Raw genomic sequence first — 20,766 nt, 5'->3', positions numbered from 1 at the left:
GCACGGCACGGCACGGCCGGCACGGCACGGCACGGCACGGCCGGCACGGCACGGCACGGCCGGCACGGCACGGCACGGCACGGCCGGCACGGCACGGCCCGGCCTTGTCAGGTCACGACAAACACCACCAGCTCATGCCGGCACACCGCCAAAGTGCGACACCACGCCGCCGGCTCACCGCGGCACACCATCCGCTCCCCCTTTGGAGCTGATGCCGTAAACGAATCAGGCTCGATGTCGTAAACGATTCAGCTCCAAAGGGCCCGTCCACGGCAATGCCGGCAGCCCACGGCATCCCGAGCCGATCGCCTCCCATTACGCGTCAGAGTTGATCACCGGGCTACCTTGCGACCCGCCCGGTGCCAGCACGCAGCCAGGCCCGTACACCACCAGGCCCACGCGCCGTCAGGCCACGCGCCGTCAGGCCCGCGCGCCGTCAGGCCCATACACCACCAGGCCCACGCGCCGTCAGGCCACGCGCCTTCAGGCCACGCGCCTTCAGGCCACGCGCCGTCGGGCGCGCGCGCCACCATGCCCGGCCACCGTCGGGCCCGCGCGCCACCATGCCCGCGCACACGACAGGGCACGGCGACCCGCTCGCCGACCGGCGCCGGTCGGGTCAGCTTCCGGTGAGGGCGCGCAGCAGCGTACGGACGGCGGCGCCCAGGTCGGCCCGGCTGGCCGCGGTACCGGGCTGCGGGGCGCTGAGCGCGCCCGCGCCGGCCAGTCGGTCGAAGAGCAGCCCGTCCACGAACGCCACGAACTGGTCGCCCTGCCGGTCGGGGTCGGTGGCCCCGGCCCGGGTCAGCAGGTCCCGGGCCTGCACCCGCAGGCCGGTGCCGTGTTGCAGGATGCCGCGCAGCTCGGGCCGGTGCACCGCCTCCAGCAGGCACGCGTAGCGGGCGAGGCTCCGGCTGCGTCCGGTGCTCAACCAGCGGTCGAGCACCTCGGCGACGCCGGCGGCGAGCGCGTCGAGGTCGCCGCTGTCGAGCCGGGGGGCAGGGGTCGGGGGTGGCGGGCCGGCCGGCAGGTCGTACGCGGCCAGGTCGGCCCGGTCCCGTTCGGCGAGGCGTCCGACGACCGCCTCGATCAGCGCCTGTCGGGTCCGCAGGTACGCGGAGGTGGTGCCCGGAGGCATTCCGGCGCGGCCGTCGACCGCCCGGTGGGTCAGGGCTCGCATGCCACCGTCGGCGATCAGTTCGATGGCCGCGTCGGTCAGCGTCGCGATCCGGTTCGCCCGCGCCGTCATGGCACTCCTCCCTTCCGGTGGTCCGCAGGTAGTATCACTCTTCTACAGATGTAGAAGGAGGATCGACATGGTCGACTCACACGCGGTGGTGGTGGGCGCCGGCATCGGCGGGTTGAGCGCGGCGCTCGCCCTGCACCGGCACGGGTGGCGGGTCACCGTGCTGGAGCGCGCCCCCGAGATGCGCGAGGTCGGTGCCGGCCTGAGCCTGATGGCCAACGCGGTGCGCGCGCTGGACGCCCTCGGCCTCGGTCCGGCCCTGCGCCGGGGTGGACACGGCGAGGCACCCGGCGGAATCCGCAACCGGCACGGGCGGTGGTTGTCCCGGGTGGACGCCTCGGAGATGGTCCGACAACTGGGCACCACGGCGCTCGGCGTGCACCGGGCCACGCTGCACCGCACCCTGCGCGAGGCTCTGCCCGCCTCGTCCCTGCACACCTCCGCCGCGGTGGAGCACGTCGAGTCGGGCCCGGACCGGGCCGAGGTGCGTTATCAGGGGCCGGACGGCCCGCACACCCTCAGCGCCGATCTGGTGGTCGGCGCCGACGGCCTACGCAGCCGGGTCCGCGCCCAGCTCTGGCCGCAACACCCCGGCCCGGTGTACGCCGGATCGACGACGTGGCGAGCGGCCATCGCCTTTGCCGAACCGGTCCCGGCCGCCATCAGCTGGGGGCCGGGGGCCGAGTTCGGCATGGTGCCGATCGGCGAGGGCCAGCTCTACTGGTACGGCGCGCTGAACGCTCCGCCCGGCGGCCACGCCCCCGACGAACTGGCGGCCGTGCGGGAGCGCTTCGGCGACTGGCACGACCCGATTCCGGCGCTTCTCGCGGCAACCCCACCCGACGTCGTGCTGCGCAACGACATCCACTACCTGGCCGTGCCGCTGCCCTCGTACGTGCGGGGGCGGGTGGCGCTGCTCGGCGACGCCGCCCACGCGATGACGCCCAACCTCGGGCAGGGCGCCGGGCAGGCCATCGAGGACGCAGTGGTGCTCGGCGCGGTCTGCGCCGGCGGCGCCGAGGGGTTGCCGGCCGCCCTGGCCGCGTACGACGCGCAGCGCCGACCGCGAACCCAGGCCGTCGCCCGGGCCTCCACCACCGCCGGCCGATTCGGACAGCAGCTGCACAACCGGATCGCCGTCGGGATGCGCGACACCGCCTTGCGGCTCACCCCGGGCCGGGTCGCCCTGCGCAGCATGGCCCGCTACGCGGACTGGCGACCGCCCGCGGGCTGAGCCGGCCCAGCGATCCGGCCGGTGGCCAGGGCGGCGTATTCCGCCGAGGCGAGGAACTCGGTCAACACCTCCACAGTGCCCGGCGTCCAGGGACGACCGTCGAGCACTTCGGCACCGGGGACGAAGAGCATCGCCGCGCCCTCGCCGAGCACCACGTCCTCCTGCCGGGCCCTGGTGCTGCCGAGGAAGTAGTGCTTCACCCGGGCCAGCTCGGGCAGCGTCTGCACGGCGACCGGGTGCAGTGGCCCATCGGCCCGCAGGCCGGTCTCCTCCAGCAACTCCCGCTCGGCGGTCTGCTCCGGCGTCTCCCCCGACTCGCCGTGGCCGCCGGGCAGCCCCCACACGTTCGGGTGGTGAGTCGCGTTGCTGTCGCGCAGTTGCAACAGCAGCTGCCCGTCGGGATCTACCAGCAGGACGCACGCGACAATTCTCATCCGACCAGACTACGGCCGACGAGGAACCGTCATGGCCCCAAAGCTCCAGAATAGTCATTCGGGTCGCCGTCGGGGCTAATCAAAGGCGACAGTGCGCCGGTACAATCGGCGACTTCGTTGTGACCGATCGCTGACTGCTGATGGTGAAAGCGATCACACACACTGAGCCCATGAACAGGAGAGTCAACCGCGGTAGGGCACTCCGCGTCGCGGTGTGCCTCCTTCTCCTCGCCGCGCTGAGCGGCTGTATGCAACTCAACATGGGGTTGACCGTCAACGCCGACGACACGGTCGACGGGCAGCTCCTGCTGACGGCCCAGAAGTCCGTGCTGAGCGGTCGTAACAAGAACCTCCCGGTCGCCTTCGCGGAGTTGCGGCAGAACATCCCCGCCCTACCGGCGGGCGAGGAAACCCTTTACCAGGACGCCACTTTCTACGGCTCCCAGATCAGTTACCGCAAGGCACCGCTGGCCGGTTTCGACACCGAGAGCGTGAAACTGGTCAGGGACGGCGATCTCTACCGCTTCACGCTGCCGCTCGATCCCAAGAAATATGGCGGAAAGGTTGCGGAGCAGAATCCGCAAAATCAACAGGCGTTCCTCAAGCTCATGTCGTTCGAGATCTCGGTGACATTTCCTGGCCGGGTGATCGACAGCAATGGCACCGTCAACGGCCGTTCGGTCAGTTGGAAGGTCGATCCCAACCAGGAGAAGCCAGCCGAGCTGCGGGCCGTGGCCGAGGCGCCACCACGACCGTCCACCTCGCCGGTTGCCGCTGGCGAGGAGGACGACGGCGGATTCCCCTGGCTGCTGGTCGTCGGCGGTGTCCTCCTCCTGCTGCTGCTCGCCGCGGTGGGCGTACTCCTGGTTCGCCGCCGTCACCCCGCGGCGCCGGCTGCGCCCGGTCCGACCCCGCCGCCGGGCCCGCCTGCCGGCGCCCCGGGGCCCGGCTGATCCATCTGGTGGCCGGCTCAGCCGGCCACGCCCGGCCCCGGCCGCCCCCGAAACGACGGCGACCGGCCCCGGTGCTCCCCGCAAGGGCACCGGACCTCACCACCACCACATCCCGGTCGCACCATCGCAGAAGGGGGATCGTCATGAACGATCTCTTCACCTGGGCAGCCCTGGGGACCATCGCCGGCGCGAGCGCCGCCACCCTGCTGGCCACCAACGTCATCGGCGGGCTGATCGGCCCGAGCGGCGACAAGCTCCGCAAGTGGATCGCCATCGCCATCGCGCTGCTGCTGTCCTACGTGACAGCGGCGTTCGCCGACGACGCCGGCGGCGAAAAGTGGATCATCGCGTTCTTCAACGCGCTGGTCATCTTCTCCGCCGCGCTCGGCGTCAACCAGTTCCCGCCCGGCAACCGACAGGCGACGCCGACCCAGGTCGCGAGCGGTCGTGAGCCCCGAGTCTTCCGTTCCTGGGTCTGAGGGGTGCTGTCATGGTCTTCGGAATTCTCAGCGCAGCCATCCAGGTCGGCTTCGCCGCCCTGCTCGGCTTCCTCACCGGTGGCCCGATCGGGCTGCTGATCGGCGCCGTCGTGGGCCTGGTTGTCGGCGCGGTCTTCGCCTGGTCGGTGGCCTCCGCCGGGGTGTACGCCTCGGACGCCCGCGGCATCTTCCTCTTCGTCGTCGACCACACCTGGAGTCTGCTCAACACGGTCGTCGGCGCCATCTACCTGACCGTGCACCTGATCTTCGGGCACTCGCTGGACCGGCCCACGTCACTGAACAGCGGTCGGGTCAGCGTGGTGGAGGGGGTCTCACCCCGCTACGCCACCACCATCGGCACCGTCTGCGCCGGCTCCAGCTCCGGCATCCAGCGGCACGAGGACGTGCACATCTTCCAGGGTCGCCTGCTCGGGCCGCTCTACATCCCCCTCGTCCTGGCCAACTACGTCCTGTTCACCATCGCGCCGGTGTGGCTGCTCTACCACGACCACACCAACGCGCCGATCAACCGCTTCACCCGGTACTTCGAGATCGGCGTCTACCCGCACGTGTGGAACGAGGCCATCGCGTACCGGATCCAGGGGACGCCGCCGCGATGACCACCCACGGGCGCGGACCGATCGAGACCGCCACCGCCGAGCTGGTCGCCTGGGTGACGAGCGCGGCGGGGGAACCGGTCCCGGTCGGCCCGCCCCGCGCGTGCGACGACGCCGACGGGCTCACCCTCTGGCCCCTCGAACTGCGCCCGGCCCGGCAGACCCGCTCCAGCGGCGCGGTCCGCGAACCGTACCGGTTCACGGTCCGCCACCTGCTCTGCGTCACCGGTCCGGCCGGGTTGCCCCGGCTGGACCGGGTGCTCACCGCCGCGACCAGCGACGGCAGCTACCCGGTCGTGCTGGAGGCCGGTGATCCACCACTGTGGGCGGCGTTCGGTACGGCGCCCCGACCGGCGTTGCTGATCGACGTCGCGGCGCAGGTGGACCACCCGACCCCGGCCGCGCCACCGGTGCTGCAACCGCTGCGGTTGCGGCAACTCGACGTACGCAGCCTCAGTGGGCGGGTGGTCGGCCCCCAGGAGCAGCCACTGGCCGCGATGCGGGTCGAGCTGCCCGGCACCGGGTCCGCCACCCGCACCGACACCGAGGGCCGGTTCCTGATCGTCGGCGTCCCGCACGACCCCGAGCACCCGAGCCCGGTCCGGCTGCGGCTGACCGGACGCGGGCTCGTCCTCACCGCCGACGTCGACCCGGCCGAGGACGACATCGTCATCGTCTGCGCGCCACCGACCCACTGACACCCACAGGCACAGGAGGACCGATGCCCAGTTACTTCTCCCCCGGCATCTATGTCGAGGAGGTCCCCAGCGGCGCCCGACCGATCGGGCCGGCGAGCACCAGCATCGCCGCCTTCGTCGGCGTCGCCCCGGACCGCTCCGCCCACCTGGGCAAGGCGGTGCCGGTCAACAACTGGACGGAGTTCCTGCGGCTCTTCGCCGGTGGGGAGCGGGTGGAGAGCACCCCGTTGGCCCGGGCGGTCTTCGGCTTCCTGGACAACGGGGGTGCCCGCTGCTGGGTGGTCAACGTCGGCGAGGGTGGCGCGATCACCGGCACCGGGCAGCGGCGTGGCGGTCTGCAACTGCTGGAGGCCGTCGACGAGATCTCCATCATCGCCGCGCCAGGTTTCCACGACGTGGTGTCCCACGAGGCGCTGCTCAGCATGGCCGAGCGCACCCGCACCATGGTGGCGATCTGCGACCCGGCACCGGATATCGACGACATCTCCGCGTTGACCCGGGTCGCCACGCCGTCCTCCGGCAAACCCCCCAAGCCCGCCGAGGGTACGGGCGGTGGCGCGGCCGGCGGTCCCGGCGGCGGTCCGGCCCAGCCGGGCGGCTCCGGCGGCCATGAGGGGGCCGCCTACCGGCCGCGACAGTCCGAGTTCGGCGCGTTCTACTACCCCTGGCTGCGGGTGCGCGACCCGATCAGCGGCGAGTTGGAACTCACCCCGCCGAGCGGGCACCTGGCCGGCATCTGGGCCCGCACCGACGCCCTGCGCGGGGTGCACAAGGCACCGGCCAACGAGCCGGTACGCGGTGCCGTCGACCTGGGCTACCTGGTCACCCGACCGGAACACGACGTGCTCAACCCCAAGGGTGTCAACGTGATCCGCTACTTCGCCGGCGAGGGCATCCGCGTCTGGGGCGCCCGTACGCTCGCCGCCGAGGCCAGCGAGTGGCGCTACCTCAACGTCCGACGCCTCAGCATCGCCATCGAGCAGGCCATCGCCAACGGCACCCGGTGGATGGTGTTCGAGCCCAACGACTTCACCCTCTGGCGTTCGATCCGGCGCGACATCGGGGCGTTCCTCACCCGGGTGTGGCGCGACGGCGCACTGCTGGGGCGCAGCCCGGAGGAGGCGTTCTTCGTCAAGTGCGACGAGGAGACCAACCCGCCCGACGTCCGCGACGCGGGCATGGTGATCGCCCACATCGGCATCGCGGTCGTCAAGCCCGCCGAATTCGTGGTGTTCAAGCTGAGCCAGTGGGCCGGCGGCACCGAGACCGAGACGATCGGAGGCTGACATGCCCACCACCGCCACCCCGCAACCCGGGGCCCCGGTCGACCCGTACCGGGCGTACAACTTCCGACTGCTCATCAACGGCGTCACCAACGGCCACTTCACCGAGATGACCGGGTTGGAGGTGAACATCCCCGGGCAGCCGTACCGGGAGCACGGCCTGGGTCGGATGCGGATGGTGCCCGGTCAGGCCGAGTACGAGCCGGTGACGCTGCACTTCGGCCTCACCGCCTCCCGCGAGTTGTGGGACTGGGTGAACGCCACCGCCCAGGGCACCCTCAACCGGCGCAACGTCTCGGTGGTGCTGCTCGACTCGGTCGGTACGGCCGAGGTGCTGCGCTGGAACCTGATCGACGCCTGGCCGACCCGGTGGCGCGGGGCACACCTCAACACCCTCAGCCACGAGATCGCCATCGCCTCGCTGACCCTGCGCTACGAGGGCCTGGAGCTGGAGACCGGCGGTGCCACCGCGCCGACGCCCGCGTAGCTGGCTGGCCGGCCGGCTGCGCTCGGCGGCCGGGGCGGTGCAGCGCCTCGCCGGGCGGGTCGAGCCCGGCGGCCACCTTCCGCAGCCGTCGCAGACACCCGAGGCGACACCACGCCGTTTCGGGGAGCCGCCGCAGCACTGGCTGGACCTGGTCGCCGTCCACGCGCCCGGCCTTCTGCACGACCTGGACCTCGACCCGTCCCCGGTCGGCAACGCCGAGGCCGGGGTTCGGAACGGCGGGCAGGGCGAATCTGCCGATCGGGTCGACGCCGACGGTGCGGACCCGGTCGCGAACGCCAGGTCCGCCAGGTCCGCCAGGTCCGGCAGGCTCGGCAGGTCCGGCGGGCTCGGCAATTCCGGCGGGCTCGGAAACGAGGGGGACGTGGGCGGTCGCGGTGCGAGCGGGGACAAGGGGCCGACGCGATCGCGGGCCGAGGGCCGAACCGGCAGCTCGGGCCGTTCGTCGCGGGCCGGTGACCCCGACGGTACGGGGACCGGTGCTGCCGGCCCATCCGGCGACCGGTCTCCTTCGTCCAGCTCGGACCTGACAACCCCGCCGGCCGGATCCACCTGGCCGGACCTTTCGACCCCGCCAGCCGGTCGGACCTGGCCGGCGGGACCGGGCGCGGTGGTGCCGCCGGTGCGCCGGGCGGCCCGCGGCGACACCACAGCTCTCGACACCACAGCCTTCGACACCACAGGCGTCGACGCGAGCGGGCTGCCCGGGGCGGATGGCCCCCGACAGCCGATCCGTTCCATGGTCTTCGGGCCGCACAGTTCGCCGAGCGTCCGCCCGCACCGAGCCGAGGCCGAAGCCACCCGAAGCACGCCGCACCCGACCCTGGACGCAGGGTGGTCGGGCGAGGTCGACCACGGGCGTTCCACCGGCTGGTCCCCCGTACGATCCGCCGGCCGGCTCTCGGGTGGTCGCGACGGGTTGCGGGGCGACTCGGACGGTCAGCCCTCGGCCAATGAGGACCAGAGCGGGCACCTACGTGGTGATGCAGCGAGCGCGACCCGGATGTCGCCAGTGGACGCAGTGGCTGTGCAGCACCTTCTGAACGGGCCGAACCGGGGCGGAGTCGACGCATCCTGGACCGCTTCGACCGCGACGAGCGCCGGGAACCCGTCGGCCTCTGCGCGCGGCGACCTGGATCGCCTCGCGGACGGTGGACCCTGGCTGGCCCTGCCCGGTGAACCGGCACCACCCGGACACCCGCCCGCCCAGCGCGACGCCGGGACGGGAACGGCCGGCGGCGGACTAGTGACGGGCATCGACGGGCTGCCGCCCAGCGCGGCGGCGCGGAGCGCCGACCCGTGGCCGGCACTGCCCGACGACACCGCACTGTGGTCGGCCGCCGGCGCGGCGGTGGACACCACCCAGCTGACCCGACTGGACCGGGAACAGGCGGGTGACTGATGGAACGCGTCGCCTTCCTCATCGACTCCTCAGGCGTTCGGGTGGACTGCCTGCTCAACCCGGAGACCGTGCAGGTGACCCGGCTCGCCGGCGTACGGCAGCGGGGTGCCGGCGGCGGGCAGCTCACCGGGTCCGGTCTGGCCGACGATCCGCTGGTCTTCACCGGCGGCGGCCGTACCGAGCTGGTGTTGGACCTGCTCTTCGACGTCGACTTCGTGGAGGCGCAGCTGCGTCCGGCCGACGTCCGGGTGCTCACCCGTCCGCTGTGGATGCTGGCGGAGAATTCCACGGCCGAGCATGGTTGGCTGCGACCGCCGTTGGTCCGGTTGGTCTGGGGCAAGACCTGGAACGTGCCGGGTGTGATCATCGCGGTGGCGGAACGCTTCGACGCGTTCACCGGCACCGGGTCGCCGCGGCGGTCCTGGCTGCGGCTGAAGCTGGTCCGCGCCGCCGAGACGGCCGATCAGGCCGAGGCCGGCTTCGCCGAGGAGTTGGCCGCCGCGAGCACCCCGACCGCCGCGCCGGGCAGCGCGGTGATCGCCGCCGGTGACGGCGCTGCCGAGCCGGGTCGCTCCGGTGTGCGTTTCGATCTGCTGGCCAACGACGCGCTGGGCTCGCCGCTGCGCTGGCGGCTGCTGGCCGAACACAACCGGATCACCGATCCCCTCGCCGTGCCGGCCGGCACCACCCTCGCCGTCCCACCGACAGCCGGCACCGGTTCGGTGACCGGGTTGGCGCGGGCGGTGGCGGGTGCGGTGGGCGCGGGAGCGTCGTACCTGGGCGCCTCGGTCGTCGGCGCGCCGTGGGACGCGGCCACCGGCCCGACCGGCGCGGCTCCGACCGGGTCCGGCAATCCCGGGGGTACGCCGTGACCAGCGTCGCGCCCCGGGCGTTGGTCGTCCTGCTGGACGGCGTCGAGCTGGCCGGCGCGGCTCGCCAGCGGGTCCGCTCACTGCGGGTGGCGGCCCGGCTCAACCAGCCCACCCAGGCCGAGCTGGTGCTCGCCACCACCGCCGGGACCGGCGCGTTCGACCCGGCGGTACACCCCGGCACGGCGCTGGACGTACGGCTCGCCGACCACGCGGACGCCCTGTTCACCGGTGAGGTCACCTGCGTGGAGGTGGAGTACGCCGCCGACGGGGCGGCGGTGCTGCGGCTGCGGGCGTACGACCCGCTGCACCGGCTGCGCAAGCGGCAGGGGTTGCGGGTGTTCACCTCGGTGACCGCCGTCGAGCTGGCCCGGGAGCTGTGCGGCGCGGTGGGGCTGGCGGTGACCGCCGAGGTCGACGGCCCTCGGTTGGAGCGGCTGCTCCAGCACCGGCACAGCGATCTGGAGCTGCTGCGCGAGGTGGCCGGCCGGGCCGGGCTGCACCTGGCCGCCGATGGTGACGGCGTCCGGCTGGTCACCCTCGCCGGCTACGGGGAGCCGGTCGCGTTGACGCTCGGCGCGGGGGTGCACACCCTGCGGCTGTCCACCAACACCGACCAGGCCAGCGGTGCCAGTGCGGCGCTGGGCTGGCACCCGCAGCGGGCCGAGGTGATCAGCCAGCAGGTCGACGAGGCGCGCTGCGGCCGACCCGCCGACGACCGCCCGGACCCGGCCGACGTGGGTGCCGACGGCGTTCGCACCGCAGTGGACCAGCCCGGCCGCAGCGACGACGAGTTGGCGGCGCTGGCCCAGGCACGGCTGGACACCCGGGCGGCGGCGCTGGCCACGGCCGAGGGGGTGGCCGAGGGCGATCCGACGCTACGGCCCGGCCGCCGCGTCGACCTCGGCGGGGTGCCCGACCCGGTCGCCGGCACGTACGTGCTGACCGAGGTGGTGCACACAGTGGACGGCAACGGGCACCTGACCCGTTTCTCCACGGTGCCGCCGGCCACCCCGGCGACCCCTACCGGCGGGGCGGTGGTCACCCTCGGCAGCGTCACCGACGTCGCCGACCCGGACGGGCTGGGCCGGGTCCGGTTGACCCTGCCGGCGTACGGGGACCTGGACGCCGGCTGGCTCGCCGTGCTCTGCCCCGGCGCCGGGCCGGGCAAGGGTCTGGTGGCGCTGCCCGATCCGGGTGACACCGTGCTGGTGGTGCTGCCCGGCGGCGAGTCGGCCTCGGGCATCGTGCTCGGTTCGCTGTTCGGCGCCGTCGAGCCGTACGACGCGGGAATCGACGACGGAAAGGCCCGCCGCTGGACGATGCGCACCGCCGGCGGGCAGTCGATCGTCGTCGACGACGTGCGGCGCAGTCTGCGGCTGGGCACCGAGGGCGGCAGCTTCCTGGAGCTGACCCCCGACCTGGCCATCCTGCACGCGGCGTCCGACCTGGTGATCTCCGCACCCGGCCGGGCCATGGTGGTGCGCGCCCGCAGCGTGGACTTCCTGCACGCCGACTCGACCGAGGACCCGACCACCGCGGCGGAGCAGGCCCGAACGCTTGCCCGCGCCCACCACGAAGGAGGCGGCTGATGCGCTGGATCCACAGTGACTCCGTGATCACCTGCGATCACGACGGCCGGGTCGAGAACCGACCCTCGCGGCAGTGGGTGACCGTCACCGGTGTTCCCGTGCTCGTCGACGACGACCCGGAGGGACGCAAAATCGTCGCCTGCCCGAACTACGGCCCGACCATCAAGCCGTGCACGACGACGCTGACCGTCCGGGTCGGCTACAGCGACTGGGTCCGCGTCGACGGGCACCGGGTGGTGCTGTCGCATCTGGAGGGGTTCACCAACGGCACACCGCCGGGGCTGGTCAAGCACACGGTGCGCGACCCCCGCCAGCAGTTCCTGAGGGCGGACCGATGAGGGCCTTCCGCTTCGTCGGCGCCGGCTTCGACGCCGGCCGCACCGGCGGGTTGGCGCTCACCGCGGCCGGCGGCCTGGCGATGACCGAGGGCGACGAGAGCGTACGGCAGGCGCTGTTCCTGCTCCTGTCGACCACGCCGGGCGAGCGACTGATGCGACCCGGGTACGGCTCCCGGCTGCACCGGTTGGTCTTCGCGCCCAACGACGACACCACTGCCGGTCTGGCCATTCACTACGTCCGGCAGGCCATCGCCCGTTGGGAGCCCCGGGTCGAGGTGATCGACGTGGACGCCGGGCCGGACCCCGACGACGCGTGGCGGTTGGTGATCCGATTGGACTACCGGGTGCGGGCCAGCCTGACCCCCGGGCAACTGGTCTTCTCCGTGGATCTGCTCCCGGTCGACGAGCCCACCCAGGGAGGAGCGTCATGACGCTGCCCGTGCCGCACCTGGACGATCGTGGCTTCCTCGACCTGGTCACCGAGGCCCGGGAACGGATCCGCCAGTCCTGCCCGGCCTGGACCGATCTGTCCGCGCACGACCCTGGCATGGCGCTGGTGGAGACGTTCGCGCACCTCACCGAGGTGATGATCTACCGGTTGAACCAGTTGCCGGAGAAGGCGTACGTCTCGTTCTTGAACCTGCTCGGGGTCACCCGGCACGCGCCGACCGCGGCCTGGGCGGACGTCCGGTTCACCCGTACCGGCACCGACCGCGGCGCGGTCCGGATCCCGGCCGGGCTGCGGGTCGCCGCGGCCCGGGGCGCGGACCCCCGGCCGGTCGTGTTCGTCACCACCGAGCCGACGCTGCTGCCCGCCGACGAGACGTCGGTGACGGTACGGATGCACCACTGCGAACCGGTCGAGGCGGAGTTGCTCGGGGTGGGCACCGGCCAGCCGGGGCAGGTGCTGCGCGCGACGCACGCGCCGCTGACCCACACCGCCGAGGCGCTGGACCTGCTGCTCGGGGTGGAGGTGCCGGCCGGCACTGTCGAGCTGGGCGCGGCGGCCCGCGAGCACGACGGCCGCACGTTCGAGATCTGGCAGCCGGTGGACAGCTTCGCCGGGCTCGGTCCGCAGGCCAAGGCGTACCTGGTCGACCGCTGCTCCGGCACTGTCATCTTCGCCCCGGCCCTCGACCTGCGACCCCCCGCCGGGGCGACCCCGCGCGGCGAGGCCACCGCCGACACGACCGCGCCGCCGAGCGCCGCGCCGCCGGTGACCGTCGCGGCGGTGCCGCCGGCCGGACGGCAGATCCGGCTCTGGTACCGCGCCGGTGGCGGACCCACCGGCAACGTGGCGGCGGGCACGCTGACCAGCCTGCGCGACCCACTACCCGGGGTACGCGTGGACAACCCCGCCCCGGCGGCCGGCGGCCGGGAGATGGAGGCGCTGGAGTCGGTGCTGCTGCGCGGCCCGTACGAGTTCTTCGCCCAGCAGCGGGCGGTCACCGCCCGCGACTTCGAGGTCCTCGCGACCAGCTCCGGCGCGGTGGCGCGGGCGCGGGCGTTCACCCGCGCGGCGGTGTACAGCTTCGCCCGGCCGGGCGAGGTCGAGGTGGTGCTGGTGCCGTACGTGCCGGAGGCGGCCCGACCGGGCGGTCGGCTGCCGGTGGCGGTGCTGCGCGAGCACGAGGTGCCCGAGGCGCGCCACCGGGTCGAGGCGGACCTGGAGGAACGCCGGATGGTCGGCATCCGCTCCCGGGCCACCTGGGCGCGGTTCAAGGCGGTGTCCGTGCGGGCCCGGGTGGTGGTCCGCCGCGAGGAGGACGTGGACGCGGTCCGCCGTCGCATCCACGACCGGCTGCATCAGACGTTGAGTCCGCTGCCCACCGCGCTCAACCCGACCGGCTGGCCGTTCGGCGAGCCGCTGCGGGCGTCCAACGTGTACCGGCTGCTGGAGCACGCCGAGCCGGGGGTGCGCTACGTCGAGTCGGTGCGGTTCGTCGTCGACGAGGCCCCCGACGCCGACGTCCGCGCCCTGGCCGTGGACCAGTACCAGCCGCGCACCTGGTACGCCGGGCGCGGCCCGGTGTTGTTCCGCTCCAGCAACGGCGGCGCGGGTTGGGAGCCGGCCGGTCGCTTCGACGACGAGACGGTGCTGCGGGTGGCACCCGCGCCCGCGCCGGTACGGCCGGGCATCGTCGCGCGTCCCGGCTCGGTGGCCGTGGTGACGCTGCGCGCCTCGGGCGGCTCGCGGGTGCACCTGAGCACCGACCTGGGCGAGACGTGGTCGCTGCTCACCGACCTGGACTCGCGGATCTCCGACGTGGCCTGGCTGGACCGTGACGGCGCGGGCGCGCTGCTGGTGGCCACCGACACCGGCCTGTACGAGGTGTCGCTGCTGCCCGGGGCGGTGCCGTTGCAGATCCTGGTCGACCCGTCCGACGCCGACCGGGGCTTCTACGCGGTCCGCACGTTCGTCTCCGAGCGGGGCGCGCCGGGGGTGGCGGTGGCCGCGCAGGCCAGCTTCGGGGTGTACCTGTCGACCAGCGGCGGCCGACCCGGCAGCTTCACCCATGTCGGTCTGGCCAACGTGGACAACCGGGTCCTCGCCGTGCAGTACGACGGCCCGGCCACCCTGCTGTGGAGCGGCGCGGGCGAACCGGACCCGAAGAAGCCCGGCCAGGGCTGCCACCGCACCCGGCTGTTCGAGTCCGACGTGAAGTGGCAGTCGATGCAGGCTGGGTGGCTCGGCGGCACCTGCCGGGACCTCGCGTTCACTGGTCAGCAGGCGGTGGCGGCCACGCAGAGCGGCGGGGTGTTGCGGCTGGACACGCTGGCCGCCCAGCCGCAGTGGCAGGCGGTGTCGGTCAACTGCGGGTTGCCGTTGCGGGACCGGACCCGGTTCGTGCCGGTCGACGCCATCGCGGTGAGCGGCCCGACGGCCGCCGGCGCGACAGCCGGCGGCACCGGCGCGGCAGAGCGGTTGATCCTGGCCAGCGGCGAACGCGGCGTGCACCGCAGCGCCGACGCGGTCACCTGGACGCCCAGTGCCAACCAGGCCACCGCCGACGTGGTGACCGTCCCCGATACCTGGCTGCTCTGCTCCGGCGAGCACGACATCGAGGTGGTGCGCCAGGATGCGACGCTCGGCGATTGAACGGCTGCTGCCCGCCGCCTACCAGCGGGCCTGCGTGCCGGGCAGCGTGCTCTGGGCGCTGCTGGACGTGATGGAGGGGTTGCACGCCCCGGACGAGGCGATCCTCGCCGAGGTGGACGCGCTGTTCGACCCGTACCGGGCGCCGGACGGGCTGGTCGTGCGGTTGACCCGCTGGGTGGCCATGGACCACGTGGTGGCCTCGCCCCGGCCGGACACCCCGCTGCCGCTGCCGGTGGGTCGGCTGCGCGACCTGGTGGCCAACGCCGCCCTGCTGGCCCGCTGGCGCGGCACCCCGTACGGAATGCGCCGAGCCCTGGAGCTGGCCACCGGGATGTCGGGCTTCGCCATCGACGAGCCCGCCGAGCGGGCCTTCCACGTCGTGGTGCGGGTGCCGGTCGCCGCCGCCGGTCAGCTCGCCGTGATCACACGCATCGTCGAGGCGGAGAAACCCGCCTCGGCCACTGTCGAGATCGTCCTGGAAGAGGAGTCGTCATGACCACCGAGTGGGCGGTCGTCGCCGCCGCCGAGCAGTTCACCCTCGACCCGCGCAACAGCGGCGAGCTGACCTTCACCGTCTCCAACCCGGGCAACGCGCCGGACACCGTGGTGTTCGACGTGGCACCCGGTGACGGCTCCCAGCGGGCGTGGTTCACCGTCGCCGAACCCCAGCGGGTGGTACCCGGCCAGGGCTCGGTGTCGTTCCTGGTCAAGCTCGCCGTGCCGGCCGGCACCCCGCCCCGCCGCTACGACATGACCGGGTTCGCGTACTCGGCGAACACCGCGCCGGAGGAGAGCTCCCGCTCCAGTGGCCGGGTCACGTACGAGGTGCGGGCGGTCGCGCCGCCACGGCGTACCCCGTGGTTGTGGATCGCCGCCGCCGCGGCGTTGGTGCTGGTGGTGGTCGCCGTGGGGGTGGTGTTGCTGACCCGCGACGGCGAGCCGGCCCCCGGCGAGCCGCGGGTGGTCACCGTCGAGGCGGAGAGCCTGGTGGAGGGTGCGGTGATCAAGTCGCCGCAGAACAGCAAGGCGGCCGTGGGCGCGCAGCCCAACTGCTGTGGGGTGACCTGGTCCGGGGACAAGCAGCTCTTCTTCACGGGGCTGGCGATCGGCGACCAGGTCACCGTGACGGTGCAGATCCCGGCCGACGGCACCTGGCGTTTCGCCGCGGTACGCACCACTGCCCTCGACTACGCCAACACCGTCTTCGCCATCGACGGCAACCAGGTCGGCGGCACGTTCCTCGGCTTCACGCCGACGGTGCGGAAGACGGAGTTCCTGGACGTCGGCACGGTCCGGCTCGCCAAGGGCCCCCACCAGGTGACGCTGCTGGTGGTCGGCAAGACGCAGGGCACGAACTCCTACTTCGCGGGGGTGGACACGATCCGGTTCACCGAGATCGTGGCGCAGGCAGTGGCGCGATGAGCGGTCGGCAGAAGGCGCTGCTGGGGTTGCTCGCCGTCCTGCTGGTGGCGCTCTTCGTGGTCGCGGTCGGCGCGGGCCGCGACGACCGGGGTGATCCGGGGGCCCGGCACGGGTTCGTCGACCGGTTGGGCGCGCTGGGCGGCGAGCGTTCCGCTGTGGATCCGGAGACGGTCAGCGCCGACTGCGCCGACGAGGCGGGCCGGTTGGCGTTCTCCGGCAGCTGCGTGGTGCGGGTGGCGGACCCCGACGGGCTGCGCACCCTGGTGCTGCGCAGCGCGGCGCGGTTCACGGTCGTCGCCCCGGCACCCGGCGACGCCGACCTCACGATCCGCGACGAGGTCGAGCCGGCGGCGGACGGCACCGGCGCGGTGGCGAAGATCGCCGTCGATCAGGCCACCGAGGTGGGCCTGATCTGCCCCGGGCTGGGCGGCTGCACTGTCGCCGTGGCCACGTCCTGACCCGGACTGAGAGGAAGGTGCCGCCGTGGGTGACCTGCGCAAGCCGTTCCTGCTGCTGGCCATGCTCGCCATCGTCCTGGCGATCGGGGTGGAACTCGGCGCCGGGCTGCTGCTCGGCGGCGACGACGCCGGTGCGGCCCTCGCGGACAGCGCCGGCGCGCTGGACGTGGAGATCGACGACGTGTCCGGTGTCAGCGAACCGTCCGGCCGGGGCACCGGCTACCTGGCGTTGATCGACGCGGTGGCGGTCTGGAGCACCGGGCTGTTCTGCCTGGGCCTGCTGCTGCCCGAGCGCGTCCAGGGTCGGGTGCAGGGCGTCGCCAGCCTGATCTTCTCGATCATCCTGATCATCGTCGGGCTGGTCGCGCTGGTCGTCGCGTTCGTGGAGCTTTCCATCATGGTGTCGCTGTTCCTGGCCGTCCCCTTCGGCACCCTGGCGTACCTGGCGCTGTGGGGGTTCTTCCCGGTCGGCGAGGCGGCGGTGCTGCTCGGGCTGGTGCTGCTGCTCAAGCTGGTGTGGGCCGGGATGCTGGTGCTGGCCCAGCCGCGCTTCCTGCAGAACAAGGGCCTCGTCCTGCTGATCCTCACCACCCTGCTGTGCACTGTCGTGCTGGAGTTCCTGCACAACCTGGTGCCGGTGATCCTGGTCAGCATCGTCGACGACGTGGCGGCGCTGGTCTTCGCGATCATCGCGATCATCTGGGGGCTGGTGCTGTTGATCGGCTCCATCCCGGCGATCATCAAGGCCATCCGAGTCACCGCCGCCCTCCCGACCCGTTGACGTTTGCGGTATCGGCAACGCCTGGGCGGATTGTCTGTGACCCTGACGGCGTGGACGAGACGCCGGGGCGCGACGCCGTGGAGCTGCGCGTACACGGCATCTCCGGTGTCACCGCCGAGCGGATCCTCGACCACCCGATCGTGACCCGGGTGGCCGGGAACACGCATGCGGGCTTCTTCCGGCCCCGGCCGGGCAGCGGCACCGCCGGCGGGGCCACCGACGGGGTTGCCGTCGAGGCGTACCGCTGGGATTCGCTGACCGCCGGCGCGGCGGTACGGACGGCCTCGATGTTGCTGCTGCTGCCCTTCATGTTGAGCAACCTGGCGATCTGGCTCCGGCCGGCGGGGCACGACAGGTGGGGGCTGCTCGGCCTGCTGTGCCGGTTGCTCGCCGGCACCCTCACGGCCACGTTCGTGCTGGCGGCGGTGGGCGTCACACTGGACCTGGTCGGCTGGCAGTGCGTGCCGTACCCCGGGTGCCGGGCCAGCCGCCCCTACCTGGCCTGGCTGCACAGTCTCCCGGCCGGGCCCCGGCTGGCCCTGCTGTCGATCGTTCCCCTGCTGGCGCTGTGGGTCGTCTGGGCCATCGGCACCCGGTCGGCGCGGGCCTTCGAGGGGTTCGGCCCGTCGGCGGCGCAACCCCGGTCCGACGACCGGGACCAGAGCCTCACCGACGCCGGTTTCTGGCAGGACGCGCACGTCACCGGCTGGCTACGACAGGTCCACGTGGTACTCGGCATCGGGACGCTGAACGTCGCCCTGCTGGCCGGCGTCGGACCGGGCGGGATCGGGGCGACCGGTCACGTCGCGCTGTTCGTGATCGCCGTCGGACTGCTCGGGGCGGGCGTGGTCCTCCTCGCCCTGCCCGGGCCGACCAGCCCGGTGCGGGCCCGACGGATCCTGCGAACCCTGTGGGCGACCACAGTGGTGGCGACCGTGTTGTGCCTCGGCTCGGCCACGCTGGCGGACGCGACGCCGTCCGGCTCGGGCAAGCTGCCCGGGTACGAGGGCGCCGCCGCCGGGGTGGTCGCCACGCAGGGTGCCCTGCTCGTCGTGCTCACCGTCGTCACGTACACCCGCCAGCGTGCCGCCGAGGGCGACGAGCGCCCCGTCCTGCGCGGGCTGGGCACTCCGATCATGGCGGCGGCGGCGGTGAGCGTCGGCGCCGCCTTCACCGCGACTCTGGTCTACCGCGTCGCGGACGCCCTCGACCACGGCGACATCCCCGACCCGATCCGGCCCAACCCGCCGATCGTCGGCCCGCTGGACCCGCCGGTGGCCTACTGGTGGGCCGCGCTCGCCGGACTCAGCGCGCTGCTGATCGGCGCGGCGGTGACGTTGGTGACCCTCCTGCTGAGCCGGCGACGGCGACGGCGGCTGGCGGCACGGATCGTCGAGCGGGACTACCCCGACGTGCCGGCGGCGGACGCGCACCGGCTGCGCCTGGTCCGGGAGACCATCGCCCGGTCCCGGGTCACCGAGGAGCTCGGCCCCGTGCTGCTCGCGTTCCTGGTGATCGCGTCGCTCGGGCTGGCCACCGTCGCCTTCGACGTGATCGGGATCGGTCCCACCCAACTCGCGGACCGGCTGGGCGGGGACGGCGGCGCGGCAGTCGTGCTCGCCTACGTCACCGACGCCGGGGTCTGGGTGATCAGCCTGCTGGTGATCTGCCTGCTGATCCTCGGGTTCCGCGCGTACCGGTCGGCGCAGACCCGGCGGGTGGTGGCGGTGCTGTGGGACCTCGGCACCTTCTGGCCCCGGACGGTCCACCCGTTCGCGCCGCCCTGCTACGCCGCCCGCGCCGTCCCCGAGTTGGCGAAACGGGTCACCGGGCTCACCGCACGGGGGCCGGTGGTCATCTCCGGGCACAGCCAGGGCTCGGTGCTCGCCGCCGCCACCATCCTGCACCTACCGCCGGCCGTGCTGACCCGGGTGTCGCTGTTGACCTACGGCTCACCCCTGCGGCGCACCTACGCGCGGCTCTACCCCGCGTACTTCGGACCTCGGACGCTGCACGACCTGGGTGGGCGGATCGGCTGGCGGTGGCGCAACCTGTGGCGGGACACCGACCCGATCGGCGGGCCGATCTTCCCTCCGGGCTCGCACGGAACACCGCCGGACGTCGACATCCGACTGCGGGATCCCCGCAGCCTGACCATCGACCCGGCGGACACCGTGCCGCCGCCGATCGAAGGGCACTGGCCGTACCACACCCAGGCCGCGTACCAGATGGCGATTCGTGAGCTGACCGACCTGTCCGGCTGACCCGCGCTCACGGCGCCAGCGCGACCAGGGCCGTCACCGCGTCCCGGTCGAGGGTCCCGTCGGCCACCCACACCCGGTACCCGCCGTGCCGGCTCCCACCGGCCGGCACCACCGCCGGGCGGTCGAACGCGAACGCCACACAGACTCCCGGATACATCCCGGTCCGCACGAACCACCTGTCGTCGCGGCCGAGGCCCGCGAAGACCAGGGTGTACGCCCCGCCGCCCGACCGGACGCCGGTCAGCGCGAGCCACGGCGCCGCGCTGCCGTTGACCGTCTCCTCCCCGGCCGCGTCGGCGGTGAACACCGCCGGTTCGCCGTCGGCGGCGGCCCGCCAGAAGAACCCGCCGTAGCCGGCCCCGCCCGGGCGGCCGTTGGTGGCCGGGCTGCCCAGCCGGATCTCCCGGTCGTCCGGGGCGACGAGAACGGACTCCACGTCGAGCCGCCAGGCGTACGGCGCGACCACCGACGCGGCGAGCCAGCGCCGCTCGGACAGCAGCACCCCGCCGGCCCGGTCGCGCCACTGGAGATCGTGCGCATACCGGCCCGGGGACCGTTCGACCTCGCCGGTGTGCGCGATGACGCCGTGGTCGTCCCGCCAGGTGTAGCCGACGTCGCGAACGTAGGTGCGCCCGCCCCAGAGGTTGCTGCCGTCGACGTCCTGCACCGCGAGGGACGCGCCGAGGTGCCACACGTGGTCGGCGGGGAGCGCGTCGGTGACCACCGTTCCGCCGAGCGTGCGTACCGGGTGCAGGTACGGTCGGGGCCCGTGCCGCGCGTCCAGCGCGGGGTCGAGCACGTACTCGGCCACCTCCGTCGCCCCGACCGTCAGCCGCACCGGCTCCCCGCTCACTGCATCTCCCCACGACCGGCGACGGCGACCGGGACCGGCCGGCGGATGGTGACGGCGTGCAGGGCGGCCACCGTGTAGCCGGCGAGGATCGGCACCGCGACCGGAGTGACCAGGACGGTGAGCAGCCCGGCCAGCGCGACGACCCCGGTGAGCGCCGCCCAGCGGGTGGGCGCATCGAGGCAGGCGCGGACGGCGGAGCGGGCCGAGGCCCGCCACCTGTCGCTTATACACATCTGAC

Annotated in this window: 21 protein-coding genes and 1 pseudogene; 18 read left to right on the top strand and 4 right to left on the bottom strand. The window is 73.4% G+C overall.

Features of this window, described 5'->3' with window-relative positions:
* Nucleotides 1-619: 619 nt before the first annotated feature.
* Nucleotides 620-1,249: a TetR/AcrR family transcriptional regulator gene (locus DLJ58_RS17295; protein WP_124857683.1), complete on the bottom strand. Its 630-nt coding sequence runs from the start codon at nt 1,247-1,249 to the stop codon at nt 620-622.
* A 67-nt stretch (nt 1,250-1,316) separates the two neighbouring features.
* Here DLJ58_RS17295 and DLJ58_RS17290 point away from each other — a divergent pair, with 67 nt between their 5' ends.
* A complete protein-coding gene (locus DLJ58_RS17290) occupies nt 1,317-2,480 on the top strand; it encodes an FAD-dependent oxidoreductase (RefSeq protein ID WP_124857681.1) in 1,164 nt (387 codons plus the stop codon).
* On the opposite strand, the gene DLJ58_RS17285 is transcribed toward DLJ58_RS17290, so the two are convergent.
* Nucleotides 2,450-2,914, bottom strand: a complete 465-nt coding sequence (locus DLJ58_RS17285; RefSeq protein WP_124857679.1) for an NUDIX hydrolase — start codon at nt 2,912-2,914, stop codon at nt 2,450-2,452. The genes DLJ58_RS17290 and DLJ58_RS17285 overlap by 31 nt on opposite strands.
* Nucleotides 2,915-3,174: 260 nt before the next feature.
* Here DLJ58_RS17285 and DLJ58_RS17280 point away from each other — a divergent pair, with 260 nt between their 5' ends.
* The 17 genes from DLJ58_RS17280 (at nt 3,175) to DLJ58_RS17205 (ending at nt 19,675) form a co-directional block, all read left to right on the top strand.
* Nucleotides 3,175-3,867 carry an LppM family (lipo)protein gene (locus tag DLJ58_RS17280; RefSeq protein WP_244218986.1) on the top strand — a complete coding sequence of 231 codons (693 nt, stop codon included), beginning with the start codon at nt 3,175-3,177 and terminating at the stop codon, nt 3,865-3,867.
* Between the two features lie 143 nt (nt 3,868-4,010).
* Entirely contained in the window at nt 4,011-4,346 is a 336-nt protein-coding gene (locus DLJ58_RS17275; protein WP_112590221.1) for a hypothetical protein, read from the top strand.
* Nucleotides 4,347-4,357: 11 nt separating this feature from the next.
* On the top strand, nt 4,358-4,966 hold the full coding sequence (locus tag DLJ58_RS17270; RefSeq protein ID WP_124857677.1) for a glycine zipper family protein: 609 nt from the start codon (nt 4,358-4,360) through the stop codon (nt 4,964-4,966).
* Nucleotides 4,963-5,661, top strand: coding sequence for a carboxypeptidase-like regulatory domain-containing protein (locus DLJ58_RS17265; protein ID WP_124857675.1), 699 nt, complete (start codon nt 4,963-4,965; stop codon nt 5,659-5,661). The genes DLJ58_RS17270 and DLJ58_RS17265 overlap by 4 nt, the downstream gene beginning before the upstream one ends.
* Before the next feature lie 23 nt (nt 5,662-5,684).
* Complete coding sequence (locus tag DLJ58_RS17260; protein WP_112590216.1) at nt 5,685-6,947, top strand: phage tail sheath family protein; 1,263 nt, start codon at nt 5,685-5,687, stop codon at nt 6,945-6,947.
* A 1-nt stretch (nt 6,948) separates the two neighbouring features.
* A complete protein-coding gene (locus DLJ58_RS17255; protein WP_030327509.1) occupies nt 6,949-7,431 on the top strand; it encodes a phage tail protein in 483 nt (160 codons plus the stop codon).
* Nucleotides 7,432-8,695: 1,264 nt separating this feature from the next.
* Nucleotides 8,696-8,851, top strand: coding sequence for a hypothetical protein (locus tag DLJ58_RS33865; protein WP_158629601.1), 156 nt, complete (start codon nt 8,696-8,698; stop codon nt 8,849-8,851).
* The gene (locus DLJ58_RS17250) at nt 8,851-9,723 is read left to right on the top strand and encodes a CIS tube protein (protein WP_124857673.1); all 873 of its coding nucleotides are present in this window, start codon (nt 8,851-8,853) and stop codon (nt 9,721-9,723) included. Before DLJ58_RS33865 ends, DLJ58_RS17250 begins: the two co-directional genes overlap by 1 nt.
* The gene (locus DLJ58_RS17245) at nt 9,720-11,312 is read left to right on the top strand and encodes a contractile injection system protein, VgrG/Pvc8 family (RefSeq protein ID WP_124857671.1); all 1,593 of its coding nucleotides are present in this window, start codon (nt 9,720-9,722) and stop codon (nt 11,310-11,312) included. The genes DLJ58_RS17250 and DLJ58_RS17245 overlap by 4 nt, the downstream gene beginning before the upstream one ends.
* Nucleotides 11,312-11,650: a hypothetical protein gene (locus DLJ58_RS17240; RefSeq protein WP_124857669.1), complete on the top strand. Its 339-nt coding sequence runs from the start codon at nt 11,312-11,314 to the stop codon at nt 11,648-11,650. Before DLJ58_RS17245 ends, DLJ58_RS17240 begins: the two co-directional genes overlap by 1 nt.
* Complete coding sequence (locus DLJ58_RS17235; RefSeq protein WP_124857667.1) at nt 11,647-12,081, top strand: GPW/gp25 family protein; 435 nt, start codon at nt 11,647-11,649, stop codon at nt 12,079-12,081. The genes DLJ58_RS17240 and DLJ58_RS17235 overlap by 4 nt, the downstream gene beginning before the upstream one ends.
* On the top strand, nt 12,078-14,750 hold the full coding sequence (locus DLJ58_RS17230) for a putative baseplate assembly protein (protein ID WP_124857665.1): 2,673 nt from the start codon (nt 12,078-12,080) through the stop codon (nt 14,748-14,750). Before DLJ58_RS17235 ends, DLJ58_RS17230 begins: the two co-directional genes overlap by 4 nt.
* Entirely contained in the window at nt 14,731-15,246 is a 516-nt protein-coding gene (locus tag DLJ58_RS17225; RefSeq protein WP_091398506.1) for a phage tail protein, read from the top strand. The genes DLJ58_RS17230 and DLJ58_RS17225 overlap by 20 nt, the downstream gene beginning before the upstream one ends.
* Nucleotides 15,243-16,172, top strand: coding sequence for a hypothetical protein (locus DLJ58_RS17220; protein WP_091398509.1), 930 nt, complete (start codon nt 15,243-15,245; stop codon nt 16,170-16,172). Before DLJ58_RS17225 ends, DLJ58_RS17220 begins: the two co-directional genes overlap by 4 nt.
* Entirely contained in the window at nt 16,169-16,630 is a 462-nt protein-coding gene (locus DLJ58_RS17215) for a hypothetical protein (protein ID WP_124857663.1), read from the top strand. Before DLJ58_RS17220 ends, DLJ58_RS17215 begins: the two co-directional genes overlap by 4 nt.
* 25 nt (nt 16,631-16,655) lie before the next feature.
* Nucleotides 16,656-17,411 carry a hypothetical protein gene (locus tag DLJ58_RS17210; protein WP_124857661.1) on the top strand — a complete coding sequence of 252 codons (756 nt, stop codon included), beginning with the start codon at nt 16,656-16,658 and terminating at the stop codon, nt 17,409-17,411.
* 50 nt (nt 17,412-17,461) lie between these two features.
* Nucleotides 17,462-19,675, top strand: coding sequence for a hypothetical protein (locus DLJ58_RS17205; RefSeq protein WP_124857659.1), 2,214 nt, complete (start codon nt 17,462-17,464; stop codon nt 19,673-19,675).
* Nucleotides 19,676-19,682: 7 nt separating this feature from the next.
* Here the strand turns inward: DLJ58_RS17205 and DLJ58_RS17200 are convergent, their stop codons facing one another.
* Nucleotides 19,683-20,528: a DUF6807 domain-containing protein gene (locus DLJ58_RS17200; RefSeq protein WP_124857657.1), complete on the bottom strand. Its 846-nt coding sequence runs from the start codon at nt 20,526-20,528 to the stop codon at nt 19,683-19,685.
* Nucleotides 20,525-20,766 (bottom strand): annotated as a pseudogene (locus tag DLJ58_RS33860) (hypothetical protein); the annotation flags it as partial. The pseudogene DLJ58_RS33860 and the gene DLJ58_RS17200, both read right to left, overlap by 4 nt.

The sequence above is a fragment of the Micromonospora arida genome (assembly GCF_003857035.1).
Classification (GTDB): Bacteria; Actinomycetota; Actinomycetes; order Mycobacteriales; family Micromonosporaceae; genus Micromonospora; species Micromonospora arida.
The sequence above is the reverse complement of the archived record's forward strand: the minus strand, read 5'-3'. Positions and strand labels throughout refer to the sequence as shown.

Excerpts from the sequence above, each read along its gene's own strand:
- DLJ58_RS17295 (WP_124857683.1), bottom strand. The coding sequence starts at position 1,249 with ATGACGGCGCGGGCGAACCGGATCGCGACGCTGACCGACGCGGCCATC.
- DLJ58_RS17290 (WP_124857681.1), top strand. The coding sequence starts at position 1,317 with ATGGTCGACTCACACGCGGTGGTGGTGGGCGCCGGCATCGGCGGGTTG.
- DLJ58_RS17285 (WP_124857679.1), bottom strand. The coding sequence starts at position 2,914 with ATGAGAATTGTCGCGTGCGTCCTGCTGGTAGATCCCGACGGGCAGCTG.
- DLJ58_RS17280 (WP_244218986.1), top strand. The coding sequence starts at position 3,175 with ATGGGGTTGACCGTCAACGCCGACGACACGGTCGACGGGCAGCTCCTG.
- DLJ58_RS17275 (WP_112590221.1), top strand. The coding sequence starts at position 4,011 with ATGAACGATCTCTTCACCTGGGCAGCCCTGGGGACCATCGCCGGCGCG.
- DLJ58_RS17270 (WP_124857677.1), top strand. The coding sequence starts at position 4,358 with ATGGTCTTCGGAATTCTCAGCGCAGCCATCCAGGTCGGCTTCGCCGCC.
- DLJ58_RS17265 (WP_124857675.1), top strand. The coding sequence starts at position 4,963 with ATGACCACCCACGGGCGCGGACCGATCGAGACCGCCACCGCCGAGCTG.
- DLJ58_RS17260 (WP_112590216.1), top strand. The coding sequence starts at position 5,685 with ATGCCCAGTTACTTCTCCCCCGGCATCTATGTCGAGGAGGTCCCCAGC.
- DLJ58_RS17255 (WP_030327509.1), top strand. The coding sequence starts at position 6,949 with ATGCCCACCACCGCCACCCCGCAACCCGGGGCCCCGGTCGACCCGTAC.
- DLJ58_RS17250 (WP_124857673.1), top strand. The coding sequence starts at position 8,851 with ATGGAACGCGTCGCCTTCCTCATCGACTCCTCAGGCGTTCGGGTGGAC.
- DLJ58_RS17240 (WP_124857669.1), top strand. The coding sequence starts at position 11,312 with ATGCGCTGGATCCACAGTGACTCCGTGATCACCTGCGATCACGACGGC.
- DLJ58_RS17235 (WP_124857667.1), top strand. The coding sequence starts at position 11,647 with ATGAGGGCCTTCCGCTTCGTCGGCGCCGGCTTCGACGCCGGCCGCACC.
- DLJ58_RS17230 (WP_124857665.1), top strand. The coding sequence starts at position 12,078 with ATGACGCTGCCCGTGCCGCACCTGGACGATCGTGGCTTCCTCGACCTG.
- DLJ58_RS17225 (WP_091398506.1), top strand. The coding sequence starts at position 14,731 with ATGCGACGCTCGGCGATTGAACGGCTGCTGCCCGCCGCCTACCAGCGG.
- DLJ58_RS17220 (WP_091398509.1), top strand. The coding sequence starts at position 15,243 with ATGACCACCGAGTGGGCGGTCGTCGCCGCCGCCGAGCAGTTCACCCTC.
- DLJ58_RS17215 (WP_124857663.1), top strand. The coding sequence starts at position 16,169 with ATGAGCGGTCGGCAGAAGGCGCTGCTGGGGTTGCTCGCCGTCCTGCTG.